Below are 25,956 nucleotides of genomic sequence, written 5' to 3' on the forward strand. Positions count from 1 at the left end.
CCAGCGAGCGTTGCAGGCGGTCCAGCAGCAGCCGCCGGTTGGGCAGGCCCGTGAGCGCGTCGTAGAACGCCAGCCTTTCGATTTCTTGCTCTGCCCGCTTGCGGTCTGTGATGTCGCGGCACACACCCAGCACGCCCGTCACGCGGCCATGCAGGTTGCGGATGGGCGTCTTGATGGTCTCGAACTGGCCCTGGTAGCCGTCCTCGGCAAAGGTGAGCGTCTCTTCATACACCAGGGGCTGCCAGGCCTGCATGGCGCGCAGATCGTATTTGCGAAAGTGATCGGCCTGGGCGGGGTGGGTCAGGTCGTAGTCGTTGCAGCCCACGATCTGGCGCTCGGGCCGGCCCGCAAAGCGCTCGAACACGGGGTTGACCGACAGGTACACGCCCTCGGCATCCTTGAGGAACACCATGTCCGGCATGGCGTTGACCACGCTGGCGAGTTGCGCCTTCTGCTGTGCCAGCTCCTGCTCGATGCGCTTGAGCGCCGTGAGGTCATAGGCAAACAGCACCACGGCCTGCGTTTCCTGGCCCGCAGCCGCCTCGGGCGCGATGGTGGTGTGGCGGAACTGCATGCCATCCGGCCCTTCGATGCGGTTTTCAAACACCGCCGTTGCGCCCGCGAAAGCCTTGTCGAAATGGGGCAGCATGCGTGCAAACAACCCGGGCGGAATCACGTCCTTGAGCAACTGACCTTCCAACTCTGACGGCTGGGTGCGCAGCCAGCGCGCCTGCTGCTCGTTCACATAGAGCACGCGCAGGTCGCGGTCGAGCCGCGCCACCCCGCCGGGCACCAGGCGCAGCATGCGGGCCATGAGCGCCTCCTGGGCACGCGCGGCTTCTTCGGCCTGGTGGTGGGCGGTGATGTCGGTCTGCACACCATCCCAGAGCACGCGGCCGTCGTCGAGCCGGCGCGGCGAGGAGTTCAGGTGCATCCAGCGCACCTCGCCGTCGGTGCGGCGCAGGCGGAAAACCGTCTCCAGGCTGGTCATGGACAGGAAGGACTTCCGCTCGGCCTCGCGCAGGCGCCCGATGTCTTCCTCCAGGATCTGCCGGTACACCACGCCCGGGTCGTCCAGCACCTCTTGCGCACGGACCCCGTTGAGCCGCTCGATCGCATCGCCCATGTGCACAAAATGCACGCGGCCATCCAGCTCGCGTACCACCTGGAACAGCACGCTGTGCGGCAGGTTGCGCCCCAGCAGCGACAGCCGGCCCTCGCTCTCGCGCAGGCGGCTTTCGGCCTCCTGGATGCGGGCAAAGGGCCCACGGATGCCGGCGTCAAACACGGCCTGGTACAGCAGCGCGTAGGCGATCACCCGCAGCCCATGGGCCAGCGGGCCGCCGATGGGGGAATGCCCCCCCAGGGCACCCACGGTGAGTTCGCCGCACACAAAGGCCGCGGCCGCCCAGGCAAACAGGCGCTCGCGCGGCTGGGGCTCGCCGCCAGGCCCGGCACGGCGGTACAGCACCACGGCCATCGCCGCCAGTGCCAGCGCCAGCCCCGCCGCCACCCCCTGGCACAAACCACCGCCTGCGGCCCGGGCAAACCACCCCGGCAAGGGCCCCATGGCCGCACTGACCACCACCAGCGTGATCCCGCCCGAAACGGCCAGCCAGGCCCGGGGAGCCCCCGGCGCCGACAGCTGCAGGGCGGTGAGCCCCAGGGCCGCGACCTCGGCCACCCGCGCCCAGGTGCTCAGCCACAAGGAGATGTCGGCACTGCCTGCCGGCATGTGGACCGGGCCCGAATGCACCAGCACCCCATGCAGGAAATTGCAGGCCGCCGCCACCCCGAACCCCGCCACCAGCACATTGGCCCGGGCCTGTTCATGGGCTTCAAGGGCGTGCAGCGACACCGACACCACCAGCAGCCCGAGCAGCACGGCCGCCAGCTCCAGCAGCGGCTCCAGCCCGTGCTGGGCCCCCGCCCCATCGCCCAGCACCTGCACCAGCGGCAGGATCACCAGGGACAGCACCGCCACCACCAGCACCACCGTGACGGCGGGCGCGTCCGACAGCGAGGAGCGCGCGGTCAAAGGGCGGTTGGAAGGGGCCATGGGCGACGGAAATGGGCAGGGCGGCGCAAGGGCGGTACGTGATTCCGAAAGGACGGCACAAGTGTATCGAGGCGTAAGGAAATGACCAGACCGCTCGCCGGCCGCATCCCTGGCGCACCTTCCATGAGAAACGGGGCCGAAGCCCCGTGGTTGCGACGCCCGTGTCAGGTGCCCAGCAACTGGCGCAGCACAAAGGGCAGGATGCCCCCGGCCCGGTAGTAGTCCACCTCGATGGGGGTGTCGATGCGCAGCGTGACCACCACCTCCCGCTGCGTGCCATCGGCGCGGCGGATGACCAGCCGGGCATCGCTTTGCGGCGTGAGCGCGGCATCGGGCACCACGTCGATGACTTCGTTGCCCACGAGGCCCAGCGTCTCCCACGAATCGCCGGCCTTGAACTGCAGCGGCAGCACGCCCATGCCCACCAAGTTAGAGCGGTGGATGCGCTCGAAGCTACGCGCCACCACAGCCTTGATGCCCAGGAGCTGCGTGCCCTTGGCCGCCCAGTCGCGGCTGGAGCCGGTGCCATATTCCTCGCCAGCAAAGACCACGGTGGGCGTGCCCTGGGCCATGTACTGCATGGCGGCATCGAAGATGAACATCTTCTCGCCCGACAGCGGGCCCTCGCTCTGGAACACCGTCACCCCCCCCTCTTCGCGCGAGCCGCCGGCCTGGGGCGGGATCATGAGGTTCTTGATGCGCACATTGGCAAAGGTGCCGCGCACCATCACGTCGTGGTTGCCCCGGCGCGCGCCGTAGCTGTTGAAGTCGGCCTTCGTCACGCCATGCTGCAGCAGCCACTGGCCGGCGGGCGAGCTTTCCTTGATGGAGCCTGCGGGCGAGATGTGGTCGGTGGTGATGGAGTCGCCAAACAGCGCCATGATGCGCGCGCCGAGCACCGCTGGGGGCTTTGTATCATTTTGGCCCCCAGCGCTTGATGGGTCTGCGCTAGCAGCTCCTGCTTCAAGAGCAAACTTGGCAAAGAAAGGCGGCTCGGCAATGTAGGTGCTGGCCGGCCAGGTGTAGGCCGTGCCGCTCACGCCCTGGATCTTCTTCCACAGCTTGCCGGGGTCGGAGGCGACCTTGGCGTAGTTCTCGCGGAAGGCCTTGCCGTTCATGGCGAACTTCAGCAGCGCATGGACCTCGTCGCTGCTGGGCCAGATGTCGCCCAGGTACACGTCGCGCCCGCCCTTGCCCTTGCCCACCGGCTCGGTCATCAGGTCCTTGAGCACCGTGCCCGCGATGGCGTAGGCCACCACCAGCGGCGGGCTGGCCAGGAAGTTGGCCTTGAGGTTGGGGTGGATGCGCGCCTCGAAGTTGCGGTTGCCCGAGAGCACGGCCGCGCACACCAGGTCGTTCTTGGTGATGGCCTCGTTCAGCTCGGGCGTGAGGTCGCCCGCGTTGCCGATGCAGGTGGTGCAGCCATAGCCCGCCAGCGCAAAGCCCAGCTTTTCCAGGTAGGGCAGCAGGCCCGTCTGGGTGAGGTAGTCGGTGACGATGCGCGAGCCGGGCGCCAGCGAGGTCTTGATGTGCGGCCGCACCTTGAGCCCGGCCTCCACCGCCTTCTTGGCCAAGAGGCCCGCGGCCAGCAGCACGCTGGGGTTGCTGGTGTTGGTGCAGCTGGTGATGGCGGCAATCAGCACATCGCCGTTGCCGATCGTCAGTGCCTTGCTGGCGTCGGCGGGCAGCGCGCACACGGTGGTGGCCTGGCCGCCGTGCTCCTGCGCTGTCGCCAGCGTCGGGCGGTTGCCCACCATCTCCACCACCGAGCGCGCGGCGCCCGGCTGCGGCGCGGGGGCGTCCTGGGCCGCTTCGCCTTCGCCACAGCCCACCCGGTAGCGGCGCAACAGGCGTTCGGCGGCCTGGTTGAAGCCGTTTTGCGCATTGGGTTGGCTGAACAGGTCGGCAAACTGGCGGCTGACCTGGCCCAGCTCGATACGGTCCTGCGGGCGCTTGGGGCCGGCCAGGCTGGGGGTGACGCTGCCGAGGTCGAGCGTCACCACCTGCGAGTAATCCACCTCGCCTGCCAGCGGCACGCCGAACAGCCCCTGGGCCTTGAAGTAGGCCTCGAAGGCTTCGATCTCGCCCTTGGTGCGGCCCGTGCCCTTGAAGTAGTCGATGGTCTTTTCATCGACCGGGAAGAAACCCATGGTGGCGCCGTATTCGGGCGCCATGTTGCCGATGGTGGCGCGGTCGGGCAGCGCCAGGGTGCGCGTGCCTTCGCCAAAAAACTCGACAAACTTGCCCACCACCTTGTGCTGGCGCAGCAGCTCGGTCACGGTGAGCACCAGGTCGGTGGCTGTGACGCCCTCGCGCAGCCGGCCCGTGAGCTCAAAACCCACCACGTCGGGCGTGAGGAAATACACCGGCTGGCCCAGCATGGCGGCCTCGGCCTCGATGCCGCCCACGCCCCAGCCCACCACGCCAATGCCGTTGATCATGGTGGTGTGGCTGTCGGTGCCCACCAGGGTGTCGGGGTAGTACACGCCGTCCTTGCGCTTGTGCACGCCGCGCGCCAGGTATTCGAGGTTGACCTGGTGCACGATGCCGAAGCCCGGGGGCACCACGCCAAAGGTATCAAAGGCCTGCATGCCCCATTTCATGAACTCGTAGCGCTCGCGGTTGCGCTGGAATTCGAGCTTCATGTTCAGGTCGAGCGAGTTCTTCTTGCCGTAGTGGTCCACCATGATGGAATGGTCCACCACCAGGTCCACGGGCACCAGGGGCTCGATCTTCTTGGGGTTCTTGCCCAGCTTCACGGCCACGCTGCGCATGGCGGCCAGATCGGCCAAGAGCGGCACGCCGGTGAAGTCTTGCAGCACCACGCGCGAGACAACAAACGGGATCTCATCCTTGCGCTCGGCATGGGGCGCCCAATGGGCCAGCTGCTGCACATGCTCGGCCGTCACCTTGCGGCCATCGCAGTTGCGCAGCACCGATTCGAGCACGATGCGGATCGACACAGGCAGGCGCCGGATCTGCGGGAACTGCCGGGCCAGTGCGGGCAGGGAGTAGAACCGGCCTTCTTTGCCAGACGCTGTCTTGAAACTTTTGAGAGTGTTGGCAAACGCGTGGCGGGCGGGCTGGGGCGGCAACTTGCGCGAGGCGGCCATGGCGAACTCCTGTGTAAGGCAACAAGGCCTATTCTGGCAGTCCTGCATGGCGGTGCAATGGTGGGGCCATGCAGGCTGGCCTCCGCCGCGCGCGCCCGACCCTTGGTCGAAATGGCTGATTGCGCAAGATGGACAAGCGCAATCAGCTATATTTTTTATAGCATACAGCAGATGCGCATCACGCTGCGGCCCACACGGACAGGCGGCGCACACCCATCCACTGCAGTTCGGCCAACAGCGCCGCCGACACCACATGCACCAGCAGATAGGCCTGGCCGAGCAGGGTGGGCGTGAGCGTGGAGCCCAGCAGCAGCGCCAGGCTGGCCAGTGCCCAGGCAAAGTTGCCCACGATCAGCACCCACAGCCAGCCCCGGGGCATGGGTTCGGACCGCGCAATCGCCACGGCCAGCGCGGCATAGCCCAGCAGCATCGCGCCCGTCGCCAGCAGCAAGCCCGGCGGCAGGCCCAGCCACTCGGCCAAGGGCGCGGTCAGCAGCAGGTGCAGGGCGCCGAGCAGCCCCCCCGTGGACGCATCGAACCAGACCACGGCACGCAGGAATCGGGGGGAGGACATCAGCTTGGACATGGAAAGCTCCTTGGTGGATGGAAAAACGAATGAAAGAGGGCTCCATCGTTCCCGCCCCGGCGCATGCCGTCGATGACCTGGCAGGTAATGGCCCGTGCGCGGTTTGCACCTAGGATGGCGGCCATGACCTCCGCCACCCCTGCACCGCACCGCTCCCCGCGCCATCCCCTGCCGCACCGCGCGGCGGCTGCGGGGCCCGCCTCGTTTGGCGACCACCTGCGCACCTGGCGCCAGCAGCGGCACCTGAGCCAGCTGGAGCTGGCGGACGAAGCCGACATCTCCACGCGCCATGTGAGCTTCATGGAAACCGGCCGCACCAACCCCAGCCGCGACATGGTGCTGCGCCTGTGCGAACGCCTGGCCATCCCGCTGCGCGAGCGCAACGCCCTGCTGGTGGCGGCAGGCTATGCGCCCATGTACCGCGAACGCGCGCTGGACGACCCGGCGCTGGCGGCCGCCCGCCAGGCGGTGGAACTGGTGCTCAAGGGCCACGAGCCCTGCCCCGCCATCGCGCTTGACCGCTGCTGGAACGTGGTCGCCACCAACCGGGCCGCGCAGGCCCTGCTGGCCGCGCATGTCAGCCCCGCGCTGCTCGCGCCGCCGGTCAACGTGTTCCGCCTGAGCCTGCACCCCGAGGGGCTGGCACCGCGCATTGCCAACCTGGCGCAATGGCGCCACCACCTGTTCGAGCGCCTGCGCCAGCAAATCCAGGCCACAGCCGACCCCACCCTGATCGCACTGCAGGCCGAACTGCTCGAATACCCCGCTCCAGAAGAATCCAGCCCCCTGGTTTTGGCCGGTGAAATGCTGGGCGTGGTCATGCCGTTTTGTTTCGAGAGCGTGCACGGCATGCTGTCGCTTATCAGCACCACCACGATATTCGGCACCCCGGTGGATGTGACACTGCAGGAGTTGGCGGTGGAGTCTTTTTTTCCGGCCGATGAATTCACCGCGCAGGTGCTGCGCCAGGTTGCAGCGTCACAAAATGGTGGCAACGGAAACAGGGAAACCCCAAAGCCCTGAAGCCCCTCCCGGTCCGCAGCGCACACTTTCTGCTCGCTGCGTGAAGAACCTCCCAAGGCCCCAGGGCATACCGGCCACGCCTTGCACCGCAAGCAATAAAAAAGCCCGCATCAGCGGGCTTTTTGTTAGCAGAGAAAGCGCGCCATCAAATGGCGAACTTCTCGCGGTTTTCGTTTTGAATCCACTTGGGTGCCTTGCCGCGGCCGGTCCAGGTCTGGCCGGTGGCAGGGTCACGGTACTTGGGGGCCACCTTGGAGCCGGCCGTAGAGCTGCGGCCGGTTTTGCCTGCGGCCTTGCCGGCAGGGAACACATCCTGCGCGGTCAGGCCATATTCGGCCACCAGTGCGCGAACCTGGGACACCGCATCCGACAATTCACGGCGCCGTGCTTCACTGATTTGTTGCTCAAGGGCTTCACGCTGCTTCAAAAGTTCTTTGTAGCTGGTCATGGTGTCTGAATCGGAGGTGTAAGGTTGGTGACGGCACGATTATATAAATAACCAGAAGCCTGGGGCCCAGGCATGTCGATTTTCCATCAGAAAACCACAGATAACGGGGTTGATATTCACCCGGGGCGATTAAGCGCCGCCCGAAAAGCGCCCCGCATTGGGGATCTCGTCCATTTTTCAAGGGCCATGGCAGGTACTGCGGGCGTTATCCCGGCCCCACCCGGGTAAATCCCCCATATTCCGGCAGGCGCCCGCCGCGGGCGGAATCCGGAGCAAATCACCGGCATTCGGACGGGCTCAGCCCCCGTCGGGCCATCGGGCCAGGCCACCGCCGTATCCGCAGAGAATCCAGGCTTTACCCCCTCCACCACACACCATGGCTCTTTACTGCATAGGCGACATCCAGGGCTGCGACGGCGCCCTGGGCCGCCTGCTGGACACCATCGGCTTTTCCGCGAGCCGCGACACCGTTTATCTGCTGGGCGACCTGGTCAACCGGGGCCCCGATTCGGCCGCCGTGCTGCGCCGCTGCATGCGCCACGGCGACGCCATCCGCTGCCTGCTGGGCAACCACGACCTGCACCTGCTGGCCACCGCCGAGGGCGCACGCAAGCCCTCGCGGCGCGACACGCTGGGCACGGTGCTGGACGCCCCCGACCGCGACGCCCTGCTCGCCTGGGTGCGCCAGCAGGCCCTGGCCCGCGCGCACGAACATGCCGGGCAGACCCTGCTGATGGTGCATGCCGGCGTGCTGCCCACCTGGTCGGTGGCCGACACGCTGGCCCATGCCGACGAGGTGCATGCCGTCCTGCGCAGCCCCGACCTGCCCGGTTTTCTGCACATGATGTACGGCAACGCCCCCGACCGCTGGAGCGACGGGCTCCAGGGCGCCGAGCGCCTGCGCGTCATCGTGAATGCGCTCACCCGGCTGCGCTTTTGTTCGGCCGACGGGGTGATGGATTTTGAGAGCACCGAAAGTGCCAGCGCGGCCCCGCCCGGGCTCATGCCCTGGTTTGACGTGCCGGGCCGCCGCACGGCGGGCACCGTGGTGGCCTTCGGGCACTGGTCCACGCTGGGCTGGCTGGACCGCAACGACCTGCTGGGGCTGGACACCGGCTGCGTATGGGGTGGCTGCCTGAGCGCCGTGCGCTTTGGCGCCACGCTGGCCGAGCGCGAACTGCTGCAGGTGCACTGCGAGCAGGCCCAGGCGCCCGGCTGAGCCGCAGAACCACCATCAGGACCTCAGGACATCAGGACGCCACGGGCTCCAGCAGGGCAGCCATGGCCGCCGACTGCCAGACACCGCCATCCTGCCCCGCGATCAACACGGCCAGCCCCGGCATGCGCTGCTGGGCCAGCGCCCGGCCTGCGTGGGGGCCCTGCACCATCAGCGCGGCGCCCAGGCCGTTGACGGCCGCCACGTCCCGCGCCACCAGGCTCACGCCATGCACGCCCGATGCCGGGCGGCCGGTGCGCGGGTTGAGCACATGGTGCTGGCGTTGGCCTTCGTAGAAAAAGCAGCGTTCATAGTCGCCCGACGAGGCCACCACCCCCGCACCGTCCACCGCCACCACGCCCAGCAGGCGCTCGGGCGCGCGCGGGTCGCGCAGGCCCACGCGCCAGGGCCGGCCTTGCCACCGCCCCAGCGTCAGCACATCGCCACCGCCGTTGACCAGCGCGTTCTCCACCCCCTCGGAGCGCAGCACCCGCAGGCCGGCCTCCAGGATGGGGAGCTTGGCGATCCCGCCCAGGTCCAGCGCCATGCCCTGGCGCGCCAGAAAGGCCGTGCCCGCCTGGGCATCGAGCACCAGACCCCGCGCATCCACCAGAGGCCGCTGCCGCGCAAGCTCCTGCGCCGCCGGCACCACCTTCTCGCCCGGACCGAAGTTCCAGGACCGGAAGGCCCCCACGGTCACGTCAAAAGCGCCACGGCTCAGGGCCGACACGCGCTGCGCGCCCTGCAGCACCGCCATGACTTCGGGCGGCACCGCCACGGGCGTGATGCCCGCCGCCAGGCTGATGCGGCTGACCAGGCTCTGCGGCTGGAAGCGGCTCATGAGCGCCTCCAGCCGGTGCATTTCCGCGTAGGCACGGTCCACGGCCTGGCGCAGCAGCGGGCCGTCGGGGCCCTCGGCCACGATGTCCACCTGCGTGCCCATCAAGGGCCGCGTGCGGCGCTCGGAGGCCGCGCGCGCCCCCGCTGCGGCGCCCGCCCCCCAGAGCGCGCCCCCCAGCAAGGGCAGCGCCATCGCCACACGACGGGTCAACAGCCCTGCGGGCCGCCCTGTAGTCCGTTGCTGCTGCATGGCGCCATCGCTCACAGCGACTTGTCGGCCATGAAGTCCACGGCGGCCTTGACCTCGGCGTCCGTCAGGTTGGCAGCGCCCCCCTTGGCGGGCATCATGCCCTTGGCACCGGTAAAGCCCTCGATCGCGTGCTTGTACAGCGTGTCCTTGCCCTGGGCAATGCGCGGGCCCCAGTCGGCCTTGTCGCCGGGCTTGGGGGCGCCGGCCACACCGGCAGCGTGGCACATGGCGCAGGTCTTGCCGAACACGCTCTTGCCCAGTTCGTTCTCTGCGGCGGCCGGGGCCGCTGCGGGCGCAGGGGCCGGGGCGGTCACGGCAGCCGCGGGGGCTGCGGCCGGAGCGGCCTCCGGCTTCTTGTCGCCACAACCGGCCAGCAGTGCAGCCAGGATCGCCACGGCGACCATCACGGTTTTCTTTTGCATCGCATACATCCTGTTCTTTGTCATTGAAACCACCATCCGAAGGAGCCGTGGCTGCGCACGAAACGGAGCAAGCCCACGGTGCAGCCCGCGGCCTGAAAGCCGCCCTGCGGGGCGTGCCCAGGCCCTCTTCAGACCGGTGCATTGACTGTAGGCGCACGCGGCACTTTTGGGCAGGTGCGGCCTCCGCCAAAACATGATCCAGATCAAATTGATTCATATTATGTGAATCTATTATCCGGGCCATGCAAAGCCATCACACCCTGCGAACCCTGCGCCTGTGGGTCTTGGCGTGGTTTGTCATGGCGCTGGGTGCAGCGGTGGCCTCCCCGCTGGTCTCGCCCAAAGGCATGGAGCTGGTCTGCACCAGCGCCGGCACCGGCGGCGCCCGGCTGGTGGTGAAGACCGCTGACGGCCTGGTGGCGGCAGATGCCATCGGCCTGGACTGCCCTTTGTGCCTGGCGGCCGACACGCCCCCCTCCACCCCACCCGCCGCTGCAGCCACGGCCGCAGCCCCCGCATTCCAGCCCCGTTTTCACGCATCGCTTTCCGCGCACACAGGGGCGGCTCGGAGCCCCCCTGCGCGCGCACCACCCCTTTTCAACTGAGCCATCCCAAAGAGGAAAACCATGAACGAGAGAAAAGACGCCCCCCTTCCCACTGCCGGCCTGGGCCGACGCAGTTTCATCAACACCGCCGCCCTCGTGGGCCTGACCGCAGGTGTGGCCGCCTGCACCGAAAAGCCCAGCGCCGCCACACCCGCAGCCCCTGCCGGTGCGGCCCCCGCCGCCAGCCATGCGGCCGGCGGTGCCAACCCCCACCTCAAGCCCGGCGAGCTGGACACCTACTACGGCCTGTGGAGCGGCGGCCATACCGGCGACATGCGCGTGCTGGGCCTGCCCTCGGGCCGCGAAATCACCCGCATCCCCTGCTTCGTGCCCGACGCGCTCGTGGGCTGGGGCATCACCAACGAGTCCAAGGCCGTGATGGGCACCAAGGCCGATGGCCACCTTGAATACACGGTGGCCGACACCCACCACACGCACGCCTCGTACAAGGACGGCAACTACGACGGCCGCTACGCCTGGATCAACGACAAGATCAACAGCCGCATCGCGCGCATCCGCCTCGATTACTTCGTCTGCGACAAGATCACCAAGCTGCCCAATGTGCAGGGCTTTCACGGCATCTTCCCGGACAAGGCCGACCCGGTGGACCCCGCCATCAACTACACCACGCGCGTGTTCTGCGGCGGTGAGTTCGCCATTCCCATGCCCAACACGGGCACCGAAGACTCCAGCAAATACCGCTCCATGTTCAGCTGCGTGGATGCAGAAACGATGGAAGTGCGCTGGCAAGTGCTGATCGACGGCAACTGCGACCTGGTGGCCACGTCGTACGACGGCAAGCTGGCCGCCACCAACCAGTACAACACCGAGATGGGCGCGAAGTACGAGGACATGATGTCCGCCGAGCGCGACGCCTGCCTGTTCTTCAACGTGGGCCGCATCGAAGCCGCCGTGAAGGCTGGCAAGTTCAAGACCATCGGCACCAGCAAGGTGCCCGTGGTGGACGGCACGCACGAAGCCAACAAGGACCCCAAGACCGCCCTCACGGCCTATGTGTCGGTGCCCAAGAACCCGCACGGCGTGAACGCCAGCCCCGATGGCAAGTACTTCATCTGCGCCGGCAAGCTCTCGCCCACCGGCACCGTGATCGAACTGGCCAAGGTGCTCGACTACTTTGACGGCAAGCTCGAAAAGCTGGACTCCGCCATCGTGGCCGAAGTGGAACTGGGCCTGGGCCCACTGCACACCGCGTTTGACGGCCGTGGCAATGCCTACACCACCCTGTTCCTGGACAGCCAGGTCGTGAAGTGGAACGTGGAGGCCGCCATCAAGTTCCACGCAGGCGACAAGACCGCCAAGTACGTGGTGGACCGCCTCGATGTGCAGTACCAGCCTGGCCACTTGAACGCCTCGCAGTCCGAAACCAAGGCCGCCGACGGCAAGATCCTGGCCGTGGGTTGCAAGTTCTCCAAGGACCGCTTCCTGCCCGTGGGCCCGCTGCACCCCGAGAACGAACAGCTCATCGACATCTCGGGCGAGAAGATGGTGCTGCTGGCCGACCACCCTGTGCGCGGCGAGCCCCATGACTTCATCATCTTCAAGCGCGACCTGGTGCGCCCCAAGCAGGTCTACACGCTCGACGAGTTCCCGCTGGCCGTCAAGGACCCTAAGGAGTCCGGCGTGTTCCGCAATGGCAAGAAGGTCACCGTGAAGATGACCTCGCAAGCCCCGGCCTTCAGCCTGCGCGAGTTCAAGCTCAAGAAGGGTGACGAGGTCACGCTGATCCTGACCAACCTGGACAAGATCGAAGACTTGACCCACGGCTTTGCGATCCCGAACTACAACGTGAACTTCATCGTGAACCCGCTGGAGACCAAGTCGGTGAGCTTTGTGGCCGACAAGCCCGGTGTGTTCTGGTGCTACTGCACGCACTTCTGCCATGCGCTCCACCTGGAAATGCGCACGCGGATGATTGTTGAGGGTTAACCAGGGCGATCCCCCTGAGGCGCTGCGCGCCTTCCCCCTTCTCTCGGCTTCGCCGGGAAGGGGGACGATGCACTCGCTGCGGGGCGACCCTTGCTCTGCATCCCTGGCCTGGGGCGCGCCAGTTGCGTCGATAGCGCCCCATTTTTATGCCAAATGTTGCTCTACCGCTTTATCAATAAGCGCTAGCAGCTATCAAAAAGATAGTCCCATGATTTCCCTCCGTCGGCAGTTCGCCACGCTTCTTCTGGTCTTGCTGGCAGCCTTTTGGCTGGCGCCGCGCGCCCATGCTGCCGCAGGGGCCTACGAGGCCGAGCTGCCCGCCGAGCTGGCCAGCGCGCGCGACCTGTGCGCCCTGGTGCCCTGCAAGGACGTGTTCCCGGGGGCCCACCATTTTTCCGAACGCAAGGGCCAGCCGCCCTATGTGGAGGCCTACGACCAAGCCAGCGAGCCGCGCAAGCTGGTGGGCTACGTCATGCTGTCCACCGACATCACCGACACCCCCGCCTACTCGGGCAAGCCCGTGGTCACGCTGATTGGCATGGACACGCAGGGCCGCTTTGTGGGCGTGAAGGTGCTCAAGCATTCCGAGCCCATCCTGCTGCTGGGCATTCCTGAATCCGCGCTGCTCAAGTTCAACGCCCAGTACCTGGGCAAGTCGGTGGCCGACAAGATCGAGGTGGGCCAGTCGCGCCCCGATGAGAACGTGCTGGGCCTGGACGCCATCTCGGGCGCCACGGTCACCGTCATCGCACAGAACCAGGTCATGATGGCCTCGGGCTCGGCCGTGGCGCGGCAGGTGGGCATCCTCGCGCCCACGGTGCGTGAACCGGCCCGCTATGCAGAAACCGGCAAGCGCCTCACTTGGGCCGAACTGGTGCAACAAGGCACCGTGCAACGCCTGCGGGTGCTGCCCGAACAGGTGGGCCTGGACAAAGGCCCCGACCCGTTCATCGAGCTGTGGTTTGGCGACCTGAACCACCCCGACATCGGCAAAAGCGTGCTGGGCGATAACGGCTGGAACAACCTGCGCCTGCAGCTCAAGGAGGGCGAGCACGCCTTCTTCATCGTCCGCACCGGCGGCAAGGAATCGTTCAAGGGCTCGGGCTTTGTGCGCGGCGGCATCTACGACCGCGTGCAGGTGCGCCAAGGCGCGGATTCGTTCACCTTCCGCGACCTGGATGCGCTCAACCTGTACGGCATCGAGGCCGCAGGCGCGCCCAGCTACAACGAATCGGTCATCTTCATCATCCGCTCATCCGCGTTCTCGGCGGCCTATCCGTGGAAGCTGAGCTTTCTGGGCAACCGCGTGGACCGGGCCACGGGCACACGCAGCTTCACCAGCTTTGACACGCCCTACTGGCTGCCCGCCGCCACGCTGCAAGGCGGGCGCCCCACCATCGAAGAGCCCGACGCCCCCTGGGTGCGCGTGTGGAAGTCGCGTGCGCTAGAGATTGCGCTGTTCGCCGTGCTGCTGGTCGCCGTGGGTGTGGTCTATGCCCTGCGCGAAAAGCTCACCCGCCTGTCCACCCACAAGAACAAGTGGCCCGTCAACGCCTTCAAGTACAGCTTCTGGGCCCTCAGCATTGGCTGGATCGGCTTTGGCGCCATGGCGCAGCCCTCCATCACGCAGGTGCTGACCTGGTTCCATTCGCTGCTGTTCCAGTGGACCTGGTCGCTGTTCCTGTCCGACCCGTTCATCTTCCTGTTCTGGATCTTCATCATCGTCACCGTGTTCCTGTTCGGGCGCGGTCTGTTCTGCGGCTGGATGTGCCCGTTTGGCTCGCTGCAGGAGGGCATCTACAAGATCGCACGCGCCCTGGGCCTCAAGCGCTTTCAGACCCAGCTGCCGCAGAAGTGGCACGACCGCCTCAAGTGGGTCAAGTACGCGGTGTTCTTCGGGCTGCTCGCGGTGTCGATGTTCTCCATGGGCCTGGCCGAGAAGCTGGCCGAGGTGGAGCCCTTCAAGACCACCTTCCTGGTGGGCGCACTGAACCGCGCCTGGCCCTATGGCCTGTTTGTGGCCGCCATCCTGGGCGTGTCGATCTTCATCGAGCGGCCCTACTGCAAATACATCTGCCCGCTGGGCGCGTCGCTGGCCATGCCCAGCACGTTCCGCTGGTTTGGCCTCAAGCGCAAGCAGGACTGCAACAGCTGCAAAGCCTGCGCCGTGGGCTGCGGCGCCCAGGCGATTGACGCCGATGGCCGCATCGACCACCGCGAATGCCTGCACTGCCTCGATTGCATGGTGCTCTACACCGACACCAAGGGCTGCCCGCCTCTGGCAAAAGAACGCAAGCGCCGCGAAAAGGACGGCCTCACGATCACGCCCATCGGCGCCAACGGCTACTTCATCCCGATCCACCCCGCCACCGTGCAGGACCAGATTGCGGCCAAGGCCGCCCAGGGGCCGGACCCCCGCCTGCCCACCACGCCAGCGCTGCCCGCGCACAAGGCCGGCGCGAAAGGCCTGCGCTGGATTGGACAGGAGCTGGTGGACCACCTGTGGCCCTGGAGCCGCGAAGGCTGGGCATCCGGCCGTGGCCTGCAAATCGCGGGCTTCTCGCTGGCCATCGCCGCCAGCGTGGCCTGGGTGATGACCGCCATGGGCTCGCTGTCGTCGGGCGCCATCATCGGCTGGTGGTTTGGCTGGAGCGTGTACGAGGTGCTGATCCGCCTGTCGGGCAAGCGCTATGTGAAGGACGGCCCGTGGTGGCGCGATCAGTACCGCCGGGCGGGCGTGATGGACATGCTGAGCTACGTGGGCTTCAAGAACCTGCTGATCGGCGCGGCGCTGTTCCTGGCCATCAAGGCCGTGGTGGGACTGGCGTGATGAAGCCCCCCCTTGCTGCCACCGCCTTCACCGCACTCGTGGCGCTGGCTGCGTGCCTGCTGGCCACGCCCGCCCACGCTGCCACCGTGCAGGTGCGCCCCGGGCAAGACCTGCAGGCCGCCATCACGGCCGCCAAACCGGGCGACACGGTGGAGGTGCTGCGCGGCGCCTACCGCGTGAACCTGCGCATCGACAAGCAGCTCACCCTGCGCGGCATCGACCGCCCCACCCTCAGTGGCGGGCAGCAGGGCGACACCATCCGCGTCACCGCGCCCGACGTGGTGATCGAGGGCCTGATCGTGCGCGACTCGGGCACCAGCCTCAAGGACCAGAACGCGGGCATCTACATCTACCCCGGCGCCCACCGCACCGTGGTGCGCCACAACGACCTCACCTACAACCTGTTCGGCCTGTGGATCGAGAAGGCCAACGACGTGCAGGTGCTGCACAACACCATCACCGGCCTGCGCGATGTGGGCTCGTCCCAGCGCGGCAACGGGGTGCAGCTGTACAACACCACGGGTGCACGCATCGAGGGCAACCAGATCAGCTTTGTGCGCGACGCCCTGTATGTGGACGTATCGCACCACGCCGTGTTCCGGGGCAACAAGCTGCACCACAGCCGCTACGGCACGCACTACATGAACTCCTACTACAACCTGTGGGAGGACAACGACACCTACTACAACCGGGGCGGCCTGGCGCTGATGGAAGTGCGCGACCAGGTGGTGCGCAACAACCGCGCCTGGGGCAACACCGACCACGGCATCATGCTGCGCACCATGCAGGACTCGGTGATCGAGAACAACGTGGTGGCCGAGAACAACCGGGGGTTTTTCATCTACGACGTGGAGTACGTCACCCTGCGCGGCAACCTGGTGGCGCGCAACACGGTGGGCGTGCACCTGTCGGCCGGCTCTACCCGCAACAAGGTCGACAACAACGACTTCATCGGCAACCGCGAACAGGTGCGCTACGTGGGCGCCCGCGACGAGCGCTGGGGCACCGGCGGCGGCAACCACTGGAGCAACTACCTGGGCTGGGACCGCGACGGCAACGGCGTGGGCGATGTGCCCTACGAAGCCAACGACATGGTGGACCGCCTGACCTGGCGCCACCCCACCATCAAGCTGCTGCTGGCCAGCCCTGCCGTGCAGGCACTGCGCCTGGTGGGCCAGCAATTTCCGGTGCTGCGCGTGCCCACGGTGGTTGACCCCGCGCCCCGCATGCAACCCAACCACCCCGAACGGAGCCACTGGCGTGACCCGCAACCCACCCCCCATTGAGCTGACCAACCTGCGCGAGCCCGCCATTGAGGTGCGGGGCGTGCACAAGCACTACGGCGCACTGCACGCCGTGGACGGCATCGACCTGCGCGTGGAGCGCGGCGAAATCCTGGGCCTCATCGGCCACAACGGCGCGGGCAAAAGCACGCTGTTCAAGATGATCCTGGGCCTCACGCCCGCCACAGAGGGCGAGATCCGCGTGGGCGGCACCCGCGTGCTGGGGCGCGACTTTCGCACCGCGCGACGCCACCTGGGCTACCTGCCCGAGAACGTGGTGCTGTACGACAACCTGAGCGGGCTGGAGACGCTGCACTTTTTTGCCCGCCTCAAGGGCGCGCCCCTGGCGCAATGCGCAGCACTGCTCGAACAGGTGGGCCTGGCCCACGCGGGCAAGCGCCCCGTGCGCGAATACTCCAAGGGCATGCGCCAGCGCCTCGGGTTTGCGCAGGCGCTGCTGGGCGAACCCCAGGTGCTGCTGCTGGACGAGCCCACCAACGGCCTGGACCCCCAGGCCATCCGCGACTTCTACGCCACGCTGCGCGAGCTGCAGGCCCGGGGCGTGACCATCGTCATCACCTCGCACATCCTGGCCGAGCTGCAAGAGCGTGTGGACCGCCTGGCCATCCTGGCCGCTGGCAAGCTGCAGGCCCTGGGCAGCGTGCAGGCGCTGCGCGAGCAGGCGCACATGCCGCTGACCATCCACCTCGCGCTGGCTGCGGCCGACCGGTCTGCCGCACTGCAGGCGCTGGCTACAGTGCCCGGCATCACCACCACCGCCACACCCGACGGCCTGCACCTGGACTGCCCGCGCGGCGCCAAGATGGCCGTGCTCGCCGCACTGGCGCCGCTGGGCGCACGGCTGCTGGATGTGCACATCCACGAACCTTCGCTCGAAGACGTGTACTTCGGGCTGCGCGGAGACTGAGCATGGAATTCACCCAAATCTTCACCATCGCGGGCAAGGAGTTCCGCGACCGCATGCGCAACCGCTGGGTGCTGGCCGTGGCGCTGGTGTTCACCGTGTTCTCGCTGGCCATCGCCTACTTTGGTGGCGCACAGCAGGGCACGGTGGGCTTTCGCTCCATCGAGTTCACCATCGCCAGCCTGGTCAGCCTCGTCATCTACCTGATCCCGCTGATCGCGCTGCTGCTGGGCTTTGACGCCATCGTGGGCGAACGCGAGCGCGGCTCGCTCGACCTGCTGCTGTCGCTGCCCATCACGCGGCTGGAACTGCTGCTGGGCAAATACCTGGGGCTGGCGGCCGCGCTCACGCTCTCGACGCTGGCGGGGTTCGGGCTGGTGGCGGTGCTGCTATACCGGCAGTTCAGCTGGGCGGGGCTGTTCCACTACGGCGGCTTCATGCTCAGCTCGGTGCTGCTGGGGCTGGCCTTTTTGAGCATGGCGGTGCTGCTCTCGGTGCTCACGCACGAGCGCACACGCGCCTCGGGCCTGGCGATTGCCGCCTGGTTCTTTTTTGTGCTGGTGTTTGACCTGCTGCTGCTGGGCGCCCTGGTGGCCACGGGCGGCAGTGTGGGCGGCGAGGCCATGGCCTACCTGCTGCTGCTCAACCCGGCCGACGTGTTCCGCATCCTCAACGTGTTCTCGCTGGACGACGTGCGCACCCTGTACGGCCTGACCAGCATCGTGCCCCCTGCCTTGGCCAAGCCATGGCTGATGGGTGCGGTGATGGCGGGCTGGATCGTGGTGCCCCTCAGCCTGGCGGGCTGGAGATTCAAACCATGACCAACCACTACCAATGCGCCTGCGCCACCCGGCGCCAACTGCTGGGCTGGGCGGCCCTCGCATCGCTGGGCACGCTCACCGGCCTTGCGGGCTGCAGCCAGGCCGACAACGGCACGCAATCCCTGAAACCCGTGGAGATCGACCGCACCACCAGCTGCGAACTCGACGGCATGCTGCTGGCCGACTACCCCGGCCCCAAGGCGCAGGTGCGCTTTGCGGGGCAGGACAAGCCCGCGTTCTTTTGCGACACGGTGGAGCTGTTCAGCACCCTGCTGGCCGGCGAACAAGTGCGTGCCGTGCAGGCCGTGTATGTGCAGGACATGGGCAAAGCCGACTGGAATGCACCACAGGGCCACTGGATCGACGGCAAAGCCGCCCTCTATGTAGTGGGTGGCAAGCGCCATGGCTCGATGGGCCCCACCATCGGCAGCTTTGCGCAAGAGGCCGATGCACAGAAGTTCGCCGCCGAATACGGTGGCAAAGTGCTGCGCTTTGCCGAGGTCACCCCCGCCATGGTGGACCTGAGCGGCGGGGCCCTGCACGATACGCGGATGTAAGCCGCCATGCGCCTGCAGCCCCACCCCCATCCCGCCCACGGCGGCGCCCGCCAGCCCACCCGGCGCGCCGCGCTCGCGGCCTTGCTGCTGGGCACGGCCGGCGTGGGGGCATGGCAATGGCAGGCCCGGGCACCGCAGGGCGCAAACCAGGCCGCCCCTTCCGCCAACCCGCCCGGCGTGGGGGACGACGTGTGCATCGTGGTCCCGCCCACACCGTACGACCCGGCCTCCGGCCTGCCCCTGGCCGCTGCGCGCGAGGTGCCTGCCGATGCGCGCTGCCCCGTGTGTGGCATGTATCCGGCGCGTGCACGCACCTGGGCGGCACAGGTCATCTTTGCGCAGGGGGATGCGTACTTTTTCGACTCGCCACTGAGCCTGATGCTGTACCTGGGCAATGTGGCGCACTACACGCGGGGCCGCACGCCCGAGGCCATCGTGGCCCGCTACGTGAGCGATGCCGACACAGGGGCCTGGGTGGATGCACAGCAGGCGGTGTATGTGGCGGGCTCGTCGGCCCTGGGGCCCATGCGGGCGGGCAACCTGCCTGCGTTTGCAGGGGCTGCGGCGGCGCAGCGGTTTGTGCAGGCGCAGGGCGGCGCTGTGCTCGCGTTCAGCGCCATCAACGCGCCCCTGCTGCGCGGGCTGGCCCCCAACCTGCGCGCCGATCACCGCCTGCATGCACAGGCGGACTAGGCATTTGCTATTAAATAAATAGCCAACAGCGCTTGATGGTCGCGCCGTAGAGCCCTAAAAAGCTTCCGCAAATCGGCGCTTATTGCGCCGAAGTCTCTGGCTGGGCTGCGGCCTTGAACAGCGCGGCCACCTTGCGCTTGGGCTTGATGTTGGCAGAGATGCTGCTGCGCGGCACGGCCTTGGCGGCTTCCCAGGCGGGAGCGGCATCGGAGGCAGCGCTGGCCTCATAGGGTTTTTCGAAGAACGGGTCGCGCGAAATCGCGGCGGGCCGGAAACCCCGGTGCTGCGGCTCTCGCGGCTCGCGGGATTCGCGGCCGCTGCGGTGGTCACGGTCGCGCTCGCGGCGGGGGCCGGAGGTACCAAAGGCGTCGCGGCCATCGCCCGTCTCGCCCGCTTCGCGCCAGGCGCGGCGGCCGTCGTTGATGCGGCCGCGGGGCTGGTCTTCGTCGTACTCAACGGCTTCGAGGTCGATCTTCTTCTTGATGAGCTTCTCGATGTCGGCCACCAGACGGGCATCGCTGCCCGACACCAGGGTGACCGCCAGGCCGGAGGCCCCCGCGCGGCCGGTGCGGCCGATGCGGTGCACGTAGTCTTCGGCGTTGAACGGCACGTCGAAGTTGAACACCGCGGGCACGTCCTTGATGTCGAGGCCGCGCGCGGCCACATCGGTGCACACCAGCAGGTCCACTTCGCCCTTCTTGAAGGCTTCCAGGGCCTTCAGGCGCTCGTCCTGGCTCTTGTCGCCGTGCAGGGCGGCCGTCTTGAGGCCTTCGCGCTCCAGGCTGCGCGCCAGGCGGGCGCAACCCAGTTTGCTGTTCACGAAGATGAAGGCCTGCTTGATGCCCCGGGTCTTGAGCACCTGGTGGATGGCGCGGCGCTTGTCGTCGTCGTTGGCGCTGTAAAAGCGCTGCTCCACCGTGGAGGCCGTCTCGTTCGGGCGGGCCACCTCGATGGTGATGGGGTTTTGCAGGTAGCTGCCGGCCAGGCGCTTGATCTCGGGCGAGAAGGTGGCGCTGAACAGGAGCGTGGTGCGCTGCTTGGGCAGGTAGGACAGGATGCGCTGCAGGTCGGGCAAAAAGCCGATGTCCAGCATGCGGTCGGCCTCGTCGAGCACCACGTACTCAACCTGGTTGAGCACCGCGTTCTTGGCTTCGATGTGGTCCAGCAGCCGGCCTGGCGTGGCCACCAGCACCTCGACGCCTTTTTTCAGCTCCAGGGTCTGGGGCTTCATGTCCATGCCGCCGAACACCACGGTGCTGCGCAGCTTGGTGTGCTTGGCGTACAGCGCGATCTGCTGGGCCACCTGGTCGGCCAGCTCGCGCGTAGGCAGCAGCACCAGGGCGCGCACGGGGTGGCGCGCGGGCGAGGTGGAGCTGTTTTCGTGCTTGAGCAGGCGCTGCAGCAGGGGCAGCGAGAAGGCTGCGGTCTTGCCGGTGCCGGTCTGGGCAGCGCCCATCACGTCCTGCCCGGTGAGCACCACGGGGATGGCCTGCTCCTGGATGGGCGTCATGGACTCGTAGCCCATTTCGGCCACGGCACGCGCCAGCGGCTCGGCCAGCGAAAGATTGGAAAAGGAACTAGTCATTAAAAGCGTGTTTGTAGGCGACGCTGAAACTGTCTGAGCAATGTGACACGCCCTTGGGAGGGGCGGGCTGCAAGGCGCAAACCGCAGCCGGGCTGGTGGCCCGGCGAGGATGTGCAACGCCGCCGATGGCCCCCCTGCGGGCAGTGTGCCGTGCGCCGGGGACTGATGGGGCGTTGCGCTAGAACCTGCTCACGATCTCCCACGGCCCCGGGGGCCGCGCGAGGTCATGAACAGGCTCGCAGCCCTCTATTGTCGCACCGGTGGCCCAAAAAGCGATTTTTTGCGTAATGGCCCGGAGCACGGAGTGCATCTGCGGCCTGCGGCCCGCCGGGTATTTACTTCTATTTTTATAGCAACAAGCGCATATCCATCAACCGGATAACGCGATTTTCAGCAGACCTTCACTCCAACACCGCACGCAGCTGCCGCGTGGTGGCGGCCAGCCGCCTCGCCCCGATCTGCGCGAGGTTATTCATCACCGTGAGTGCGGCCTCGGGGTACTGCCGGGCCCAGGCGTCAAAGTGCGCGCGCGACAGCCGCACCAGGTGCGCAGGCCCCCGTTCGGCCCCAGCGCAGGCGCTGCGGGCCGCCCCGTTGAGGAAGGCCATCTCGCCAAAAGCCATGCCCGGCCCCACGGTGGCCAGGCGCAGCCCCTTGTCGGGCGGCCACTGCGTCACCAGGGTGATGTGGCCTGACTTGACCACCAGCAGGTCGCGGTCGGTGTCGCCCGCACGGAAGACCTCGCCATGGGCAGGCACGGCCAGCGGCTCCAGCAGCGCCAGCAGGGCCTCGGCGGCCCCGCGCGGCACCCCTTCGCCGATCTCGCCCAGCAGATCCCGCTCGGGATGTGCGGGGCGCTGCTCCACCGGGCGCTGCGACAGGATGCCGGCCTCGGCCCATTCCAGCGCGCGGTCCAGGTCGGCAAAGGCGCGCACAGACTCCCCCGCGTGTTCGGCGGCCAGCGGGTCGAGCGCGGCCACGGCGGCGGCAATGCCCTGCTGGCCCAGGTCGCGCACCAAGGCCCGCAGCTGGGCCAGCGCCGTGCTGTCCCAGGCGGGCACGCGGCCCGCATCCAGGATCACCCAGCGGTGGCGCGGCTGCAGCAGCATGCGCACCTGCTCGGCCAGGTGGGCCGCCACGCCAAACGACATCACGCCCTGCAGCTCGAACACCGCCACCTGGTGCATGCGCGGCGACAGCCAGCCGTCCGAGCCCGCCCGGCGCAGGCGCCGCGAGCGCAGCTCGCCATCCAGCCGCACATGGCGCAGCACCGTGGCCGCCGAGTCGTGCAGCAGCACAAAGGTGGCCACCACCAGGCCGGCCACCAGTGCGCCCACGCCCCCCATCACCGCAAACACCAGCGCTACCAGCCAGCTTTGCGCCCAGGTCACGCGCGAGCGGCGGGCATAGCCCAGGGACCACATCAGCCCCGGCACCTGCATCAACCCTGCCAGCACCAGCCCGCCCGCCAGGCAGGCCATGGGCACCCAGTGCAGCCACCACGCCCCCGTGACGGCCACGCCCAGCATGATGGCCGCATGCCAGCGCGGTGCATCGCGCGAAGCACCCGCCTGCGCCAGCACGATGCGCGAGCGCGATGCGCTGGTCGACGCCGGGATCATGCCCGCCAGGCCGCACAGCGCGCCCAGCAGGCTCTCGCGGCGCAGGGCCAGGTTCGGGTTGCCGCGCAGGCCGTGGTCCAGCTCCAGCTCCTGGTTGAACACCAGGATCTCCAGGCTGTTGACCAGCGCCATCAAGAGCGCCAGCACCACCAGGGCCGAGCCCTGCTGCCGGGCCAGGGCCATCCAGGGGATGCCGGTCCAGTCGGGCAGCGGCGGCCAGGCAAATGCGCTGGGCTGCACGGCGGGCACAAACACGGCCCCCAGCCCGACGCCCCACAAGCCCGCCACGGCCACGGCCAGCGCCACCACGGCCACCGCCGTCAGCAGCCCCGGCACGCGCGGCCAGCGGCCACGCAGCCACCAGGCCAGGCCCACCACGGCCCCGGCCGCCAGTGCATGCCAGCCCAGGTGGGCATCCCAGGGCGCGGCGGCCCCGGCGCCCAACCCGTTGCGCACCTGGCCCAGCACCATGGACAGGCCCACGCCCGCTGCAAAACCATGGGTGACCGAAATCGGCAAAAACCGCGCCACCGACGCCAGCCGCAGCACGCCCAGCAGCCACTGGAACACAAAGGCCAGGGCCACCGTGGCCCCGCTCACGGCCAGCACCTGCCGCGCGCTCAGGCCCAACGCGGGCGCCGCGCCGTGGGCCGTGGCCAGCACTGCCGCAAACAGCAGCGCCACCACCGTGGTGGGGGCATACACCACGCCCGCACGGGGCGCCAGCAGCGTGAGCAGCAGGCCGGGCAGCGCGGCCGACCACAGGGCCAGCGCCGCCAGGGAATAGTCGCCCGCCAGGGGCGCAAAGGCCAGCAGCCCCAGGCCCACGGCATGGGGCACGGTGACCGCCGCCGCCGACCACGCCGCCACCGCGCCCGAGGGCGGGGGTGCGGGATCGGCCGCACGGTGGGGCGCGGCCGCCAGGGGGGCAGCGGGGGGCATGGGCAGGGCCTTCTTGGGTGTCTTTTTCGCGCTGGCCAATCAAAAAGAGGGAGGCAACGGCCCGGGCACAGGCCCCGGGGCCTACAGGCTGCGTGCGGCGAAGGTGTCGCAGGCCTTCACACTGCCGTTCTGCAGGCCGTTGTGGAACCAGCGTTGGCGCTGGGCGCTGGTGCCGTGGGTGAAGCTCTCGGGCACCACGGCGCCGCCCTGGGCGCGCTGCAGGGCATCGTCGCCAATCTTGGCGGCGGCGTTCATGGCCTCTTCCACATCACCCTGCTCCAGGATCTGGCGCGCGTTCTGCGCATGGTGGGCCCAGACGCCCGCAAAGCAATCGGCCTGCAGCTCCAGCCGTACCGACAGCGCGTTGTATTCGGCCTTGCTCACCCGGCCGCGCATCTGGTCCACCTTGGCGCTGATGCCCAGCTGGTTCTGCACATGGTGGCCCACCTCGTGGGCGATCACATAGGCCTGGGCAAAGTCGCCGGGCGCCCCCAGGCGGTTCTTGAGGGTTTCATAAAAACCCAGGTCGATGTAGACCTTCTGGTCGGCAGGGCAGTAGAACGGGCCCATGGCCGCCTGCCCGGTGCCGCAGGCCGTGGGCGTCGCGCCCCGGAACAGCACCAGGCGCGGGTCCTGGTAGCGGCCGCCCCCTTCGCGGAACACCTGGCCCCACACGTCCTCGGTGTCGGCCAGCACCGTGGCCACAAAGCGGGCCATGGTGTCGTCCGCCGGCGGGCGGTGCGCGGGCCCCGGGTGCTGTTGTTGCTGCTGCACCTGGGCCGGCGGGCCGCCCCCGCTGAGCAGCCCCAGAATCGTCAACGGATTGATGCCCAGCACCCAGCCCCCGAGCAGGGCGATCACGATGGTGCCAATGCCAATGCTGCGCCCCCCGAACACCGGCGACCCGCCCCCGCCGCCGCCATCGTCGTCACGGCGGTCTTCCACGTTGTCGGATTCGCGATTGCCTTCCCATTTCATTCCGGTTCTCCAGTGCCCTCCGGCAGGTGGAAGGCCAAGGCTGGATATTACGCGCCGTGCAGAGTGGACCACGGCCGAATTACGATGTGCGCCCATGCCCCTGCCGGAGCATGCCCCCAGGAGCCTGCCTTGCCATGATCAACGACACCCGCCACCTCACGCCCCCGCCCGACAAAGTGATCCTGCTCACGGGGTTCGACCCCTTCGGCGGCGATCCGCTCAACCCGAGCTGGCTGATTGCCCAGGCGCTGCACGGCCAGCGCATCGGCGGCCACCGGGTGGTGGCCGCGCAGCTGCCCACGGTGTTCGGGCAGTCGCTGCAGCGGCTGGCGGCGCTGGTGCACATGCACCAGCCTGCACTGACGGTGTGCCTGGGCCTGGCGGGCGGGCGCGGCGCGCTGTCGCTGGAGCGCATCGGCATCAACATCAACGACGCCCGCATCCCCGACAACACTGGCGCCCAGCCCATCGACACCCCCGTGGCGCCCGACGGGCCTGCCGCCTACTTCGCCAGCCTGCCCATCAAGGCCATGTTGCGCGCCGTGCAGCGTGCGGGCCTGCCCGGCGAGGTCTCGCAGACGGCGGGCACCTTCGTCTGCAACCACGTGCTCTATGGCCTGATGCACCTGCTGGCCCAGGGCGCGGGCCCGGCCGGGGCGCGTGGCGGCTTCGTGCATGTGCCCTGGCTGACCGGGCAAGGGGCACCCCACCTGCCGCTGCGCGACATGGTGCGCGGCGTGCATGCCGCCCTGTGGGCGGCCATGCTGGCGCCGCAGGACATCGCGCTGCAGGCCGGCGCCACGCACTGATCCCGGCCCCGCCGGCCGGTGGCCGAAACGCCCCGAAATGAAGGGGGCCGCATCCACCGGACGGCCCCAAGGTGCCAGTCGCTGTGTACAGTTCTGGCATGTCTCTCGCACCTTTTTCCCCCACGGCCGGCACACTGGATGCCACGGCACAGCACGGCACCATCGTGGTGGACACCGAAGACGCCGGCCACGAGGCCGGCGACCTGCTGCAGGCTGGCCTGGACGTGGCGGCCCTGCCCGTGCTGTGGGACGTGGTGTGCGGCCCGTGGACGCCCCACACACCGGCCGGGCCGGTGCTGTTCAAGAGTTGCGGCTGGGCCGGCTGGGACCTGGCCGCCGCGCGGCTGGCCCTGCACCAGGGCGCGGCAGGGCCCCGGTAACCCCGGTCACCGCCAAGGCACC

20 protein-coding genes and 1 pseudogene are annotated in these 25,956 nt (G+C 68.2%); 12 read left to right on the top strand and 9 right to left on the bottom strand.

Annotated features, from left to right (window positions below; all coding sequences use genetic code 11):
- The 3 genes from DBV10_RS22240 to DBV10_RS22250 all read right to left on the bottom strand — a co-directional run.
- Positions 1 to 2,059, bottom strand: a 2,059-nt coding sequence (locus DBV10_RS22240) for a PAS domain-containing protein (RefSeq protein ID WP_124515723.1), incomplete at its 3' end; no start/stop codon positions are given.
- 164 nt (positions 2,060 to 2,223) lie between these two features.
- On the bottom strand, positions 2,224 to 5,172 hold the full coding sequence (locus DBV10_RS22245) for an aconitate hydratase (RefSeq protein WP_124515724.1): 2,949 nt from the start codon (positions 5,170 to 5,172) through the stop codon (positions 2,224 to 2,226).
- A gap of 178 nt (positions 5,173 to 5,350) precedes the next feature.
- Entirely contained in the window at positions 5,351 to 5,758 is a 408-nt protein-coding gene (locus tag DBV10_RS22250) for a hypothetical protein (protein WP_124515725.1), read from the bottom strand.
- 123 nt (positions 5,759 to 5,881) lie between these two features.
- On the opposite strand from DBV10_RS22250, the gene DBV10_RS22255 reads away from it, so the two are divergent.
- Positions 5,882 to 6,781 (top strand): helix-turn-helix domain-containing protein, encoded by a 900-nt coding sequence (locus DBV10_RS22255; protein WP_124515726.1) that lies wholly within the window; start codon positions 5,882 to 5,884, stop codon positions 6,779 to 6,781.
- A gap of 145 nt (positions 6,782 to 6,926) precedes the next feature.
- On the opposite strand, the gene DBV10_RS22260 is transcribed toward DBV10_RS22255, so the two are convergent.
- Complete coding sequence (locus DBV10_RS22260) at positions 6,927 to 7,229, bottom strand: H-NS histone family protein (RefSeq protein ID WP_063462523.1); 303 nt, start codon at positions 7,227 to 7,229, stop codon at positions 6,927 to 6,929.
- A 376-nt stretch (positions 7,230 to 7,605) separates the two neighbouring features.
- On the opposite strand from DBV10_RS22260, the gene DBV10_RS22265 reads away from it, so the two are divergent.
- Positions 7,606 to 8,448, top strand: a complete 843-nt coding sequence (locus DBV10_RS22265; protein WP_124515727.1) for a symmetrical bis(5'-nucleosyl)-tetraphosphatase — start codon at positions 7,606 to 7,608, stop codon at positions 8,446 to 8,448.
- A 31-nt stretch (positions 8,449 to 8,479) separates the two neighbouring features.
- Here the strand turns inward: DBV10_RS22265 and DBV10_RS22270 are convergent, their stop codons facing one another.
- Complete coding sequence (locus DBV10_RS22270; protein WP_199740233.1) at positions 8,480 to 9,478, bottom strand: FAD:protein FMN transferase; 999 nt, start codon at positions 9,476 to 9,478, stop codon at positions 8,480 to 8,482.
- A gap of 68 nt (positions 9,479 to 9,546) precedes the next feature.
- Positions 9,547 to 9,957 (bottom strand): cytochrome c5 family protein, encoded by a 411-nt coding sequence (locus tag DBV10_RS22275; RefSeq protein WP_124515728.1) that lies wholly within the window; start codon positions 9,955 to 9,957, stop codon positions 9,547 to 9,549.
- 242 nt (positions 9,958 to 10,199) lie between these two features.
- On the opposite strand from DBV10_RS22275, the gene DBV10_RS22280 reads away from it, so the two are divergent.
- From DBV10_RS22280 to DBV10_RS22315, 8 genes are all read left to right on the top strand, one after another.
- Positions 10,200 to 10,562: a hypothetical protein gene (locus tag DBV10_RS22280; protein ID WP_124515729.1), complete on the top strand. Its 363-nt coding sequence runs from the start codon at positions 10,200 to 10,202 to the stop codon at positions 10,560 to 10,562.
- Between the two features lie 21 nt (positions 10,563 to 10,583).
- Positions 10,584 to 12,509: a TAT-dependent nitrous-oxide reductase gene (gene nosZ, locus DBV10_RS22285; protein WP_124515730.1), complete on the top strand. Its 1,926-nt coding sequence runs from the start codon at positions 10,584 to 10,586 to the stop codon at positions 12,507 to 12,509.
- A gap of 208 nt (positions 12,510 to 12,717) precedes the next feature.
- Entirely contained in the window at positions 12,718 to 15,339 is a 2,622-nt protein-coding gene (locus DBV10_RS22290) for a NosR/NirI family protein (protein ID WP_124515731.1), read from the top strand.
- A complete protein-coding gene (locus DBV10_RS22295; protein WP_233590032.1) occupies positions 15,339 to 16,625 on the top strand; it encodes a nitrous oxide reductase family maturation protein NosD in 1,287 nt (428 codons plus the stop codon). Before DBV10_RS22290 ends, DBV10_RS22295 begins: the two co-directional genes overlap by 1 nt.
- Positions 16,600 to 17,550, top strand: a complete 951-nt coding sequence (locus tag DBV10_RS22300; protein ID WP_199740231.1) for an ABC transporter ATP-binding protein — start codon at positions 16,600 to 16,602, stop codon at positions 17,548 to 17,550. The genes DBV10_RS22295 and DBV10_RS22300 overlap by 26 nt, the downstream gene beginning before the upstream one ends.
- Before the next feature lie 2 nt (positions 17,551 to 17,552).
- Positions 17,553 to 18,368, top strand: a complete 816-nt coding sequence (locus tag DBV10_RS22305; protein ID WP_124515732.1) for an ABC transporter permease — start codon at positions 17,553 to 17,555, stop codon at positions 18,366 to 18,368.
- Positions 18,365 to 18,925, top strand: a complete 561-nt coding sequence (locus tag DBV10_RS22310; RefSeq protein WP_124515733.1) for a nitrous oxide reductase accessory protein NosL — start codon at positions 18,365 to 18,367, stop codon at positions 18,923 to 18,925. Before DBV10_RS22305 ends, DBV10_RS22310 begins: the two co-directional genes overlap by 4 nt.
- 6 nt (positions 18,926 to 18,931) lie before the next feature.
- Positions 18,932 to 19,618 (top strand): nitrous oxide reductase accessory protein NosL, encoded by a 687-nt coding sequence (locus DBV10_RS22315; RefSeq protein ID WP_124515734.1) that lies wholly within the window; start codon positions 18,932 to 18,934, stop codon positions 19,616 to 19,618.
- A gap of 79 nt (positions 19,619 to 19,697) precedes the next feature.
- Here DBV10_RS22315 and DBV10_RS22320 read toward each other — a convergent pair whose 3' ends face one another.
- The 3 genes from DBV10_RS22320 to DBV10_RS22330 form a co-directional block, all read right to left on the bottom strand.
- Positions 19,698 to 21,203, bottom strand: a complete 1,506-nt coding sequence (locus tag DBV10_RS22320; RefSeq protein ID WP_124515735.1) for a DEAD/DEAH box helicase — start codon at positions 21,201 to 21,203, stop codon at positions 19,698 to 19,700.
- Positions 21,204 to 21,604: 401 nt separating this feature from the next.
- Positions 21,605 to 23,767, bottom strand: coding sequence for a SulP family inorganic anion transporter (locus DBV10_RS22325; RefSeq protein WP_124515736.1), 2,163 nt, complete (start codon positions 23,765 to 23,767; stop codon positions 21,605 to 21,607).
- 81 nt (positions 23,768 to 23,848) lie between these two features.
- Complete coding sequence (locus DBV10_RS22330) at positions 23,849 to 24,745, bottom strand: neutral zinc metallopeptidase (RefSeq protein WP_124515737.1); 897 nt, start codon at positions 24,743 to 24,745, stop codon at positions 23,849 to 23,851.
- Between the two features lie 134 nt (positions 24,746 to 24,879).
- Here DBV10_RS22330 and pcp point away from each other — a divergent pair, with 134 nt between their 5' ends.
- Both pcp and DBV10_RS22340 read left to right on the top strand, forming a co-directional pair.
- Positions 24,880 to 25,554 carry a pyroglutamyl-peptidase I gene (gene pcp / locus DBV10_RS22335; RefSeq protein ID WP_124515738.1) on the top strand — a complete coding sequence of 225 codons (675 nt, stop codon included), beginning with the start codon at positions 24,880 to 24,882 and terminating at the stop codon, positions 25,552 to 25,554.
- A gap of 146 nt (positions 25,555 to 25,700) precedes the next feature.
- Positions 25,701 to 25,934, top strand: a pseudogene (locus DBV10_RS22340) (delta(1)-pyrroline-2-carboxylate reductase family protein); the annotation flags it as partial.
- Positions 25,935 to 25,956: the final 22 nt, after the last annotated feature.

The sequence above is a fragment of the Acidovorax sp. FJL06 genome (assembly GCF_003852545.1).
Classification (GTDB): domain Bacteria; phylum Pseudomonadota; class Gammaproteobacteria; order Burkholderiales; family Burkholderiaceae_C; genus Acidovorax.

Excerpts from the sequence above, each read along its gene's own strand:
- DBV10_RS22245 (WP_124515724.1), bottom strand. The coding sequence starts at position 5,172 with ATGGCCGCCTCGCGCAAGTTGCCGCCCCAGCCCGCCCGCCACGCGTTT.
- DBV10_RS22280 (WP_124515729.1), top strand. The coding sequence starts at position 10,200 with ATGCAAAGCCATCACACCCTGCGAACCCTGCGCCTGTGGGTCTTGGCG.
- DBV10_RS22250 (WP_124515725.1), bottom strand. The coding sequence starts at position 5,758 with ATGTCCAAGCTGATGTCCTCCCCCCGATTCCTGCGTGCCGTGGTCTGG.
- DBV10_RS22305 (WP_124515732.1), top strand. The coding sequence starts at position 17,553 with ATGGAATTCACCCAAATCTTCACCATCGCGGGCAAGGAGTTCCGCGAC.
- DBV10_RS22265 (WP_124515727.1), top strand. The coding sequence starts at position 7,606 with ATGGCTCTTTACTGCATAGGCGACATCCAGGGCTGCGACGGCGCCCTG.
- DBV10_RS22315 (WP_124515734.1), top strand. The coding sequence starts at position 18,932 with ATGCGCCTGCAGCCCCACCCCCATCCCGCCCACGGCGGCGCCCGCCAG.
- DBV10_RS22290 (WP_124515731.1), top strand. The coding sequence starts at position 12,718 with ATGATTTCCCTCCGTCGGCAGTTCGCCACGCTTCTTCTGGTCTTGCTG.
- nosZ (WP_124515730.1), top strand. The coding sequence starts at position 10,584 with ATGAACGAGAGAAAAGACGCCCCCCTTCCCACTGCCGGCCTGGGCCGA.
- DBV10_RS22255 (WP_124515726.1), top strand. The coding sequence starts at position 5,882 with ATGACCTCCGCCACCCCTGCACCGCACCGCTCCCCGCGCCATCCCCTG.
- DBV10_RS22270 (WP_199740233.1), bottom strand. The coding sequence starts at position 9,478 with ATGGCGCTGCCCTTGCTGGGGGGCGCGCTCTGGGGGGCGGGCGCCGCA.
- DBV10_RS22320 (WP_124515735.1), bottom strand. The coding sequence starts at position 21,203 with ATGACTAGTTCCTTTTCCAATCTTTCGCTGGCCGAGCCGCTGGCGCGT.
- DBV10_RS22310 (WP_124515733.1), top strand. The coding sequence starts at position 18,365 with ATGACCAACCACTACCAATGCGCCTGCGCCACCCGGCGCCAACTGCTG.
- pcp (WP_124515738.1), top strand. The coding sequence starts at position 24,880 with ATGATCAACGACACCCGCCACCTCACGCCCCCGCCCGACAAAGTGATC.
- DBV10_RS22260 (WP_063462523.1), bottom strand. The coding sequence starts at position 7,229 with ATGACCAGCTACAAAGAACTTTTGAAGCAGCGTGAAGCCCTTGAGCAA.
- DBV10_RS22295 (WP_233590032.1), top strand. The coding sequence starts at position 15,339 with ATGAAGCCCCCCCTTGCTGCCACCGCCTTCACCGCACTCGTGGCGCTG.
- DBV10_RS22325 (WP_124515736.1), bottom strand. The coding sequence starts at position 23,767 with ATGCCCCCCGCTGCCCCCCTGGCGGCCGCGCCCCACCGTGCGGCCGAT.
- DBV10_RS22330 (WP_124515737.1), bottom strand. The coding sequence starts at position 24,745 with ATGAAATGGGAAGGCAATCGCGAATCCGACAACGTGGAAGACCGCCGT.
- DBV10_RS22275 (WP_124515728.1), bottom strand. The coding sequence starts at position 9,957 with ATGCAAAAGAAAACCGTGATGGTCGCCGTGGCGATCCTGGCTGCACTG.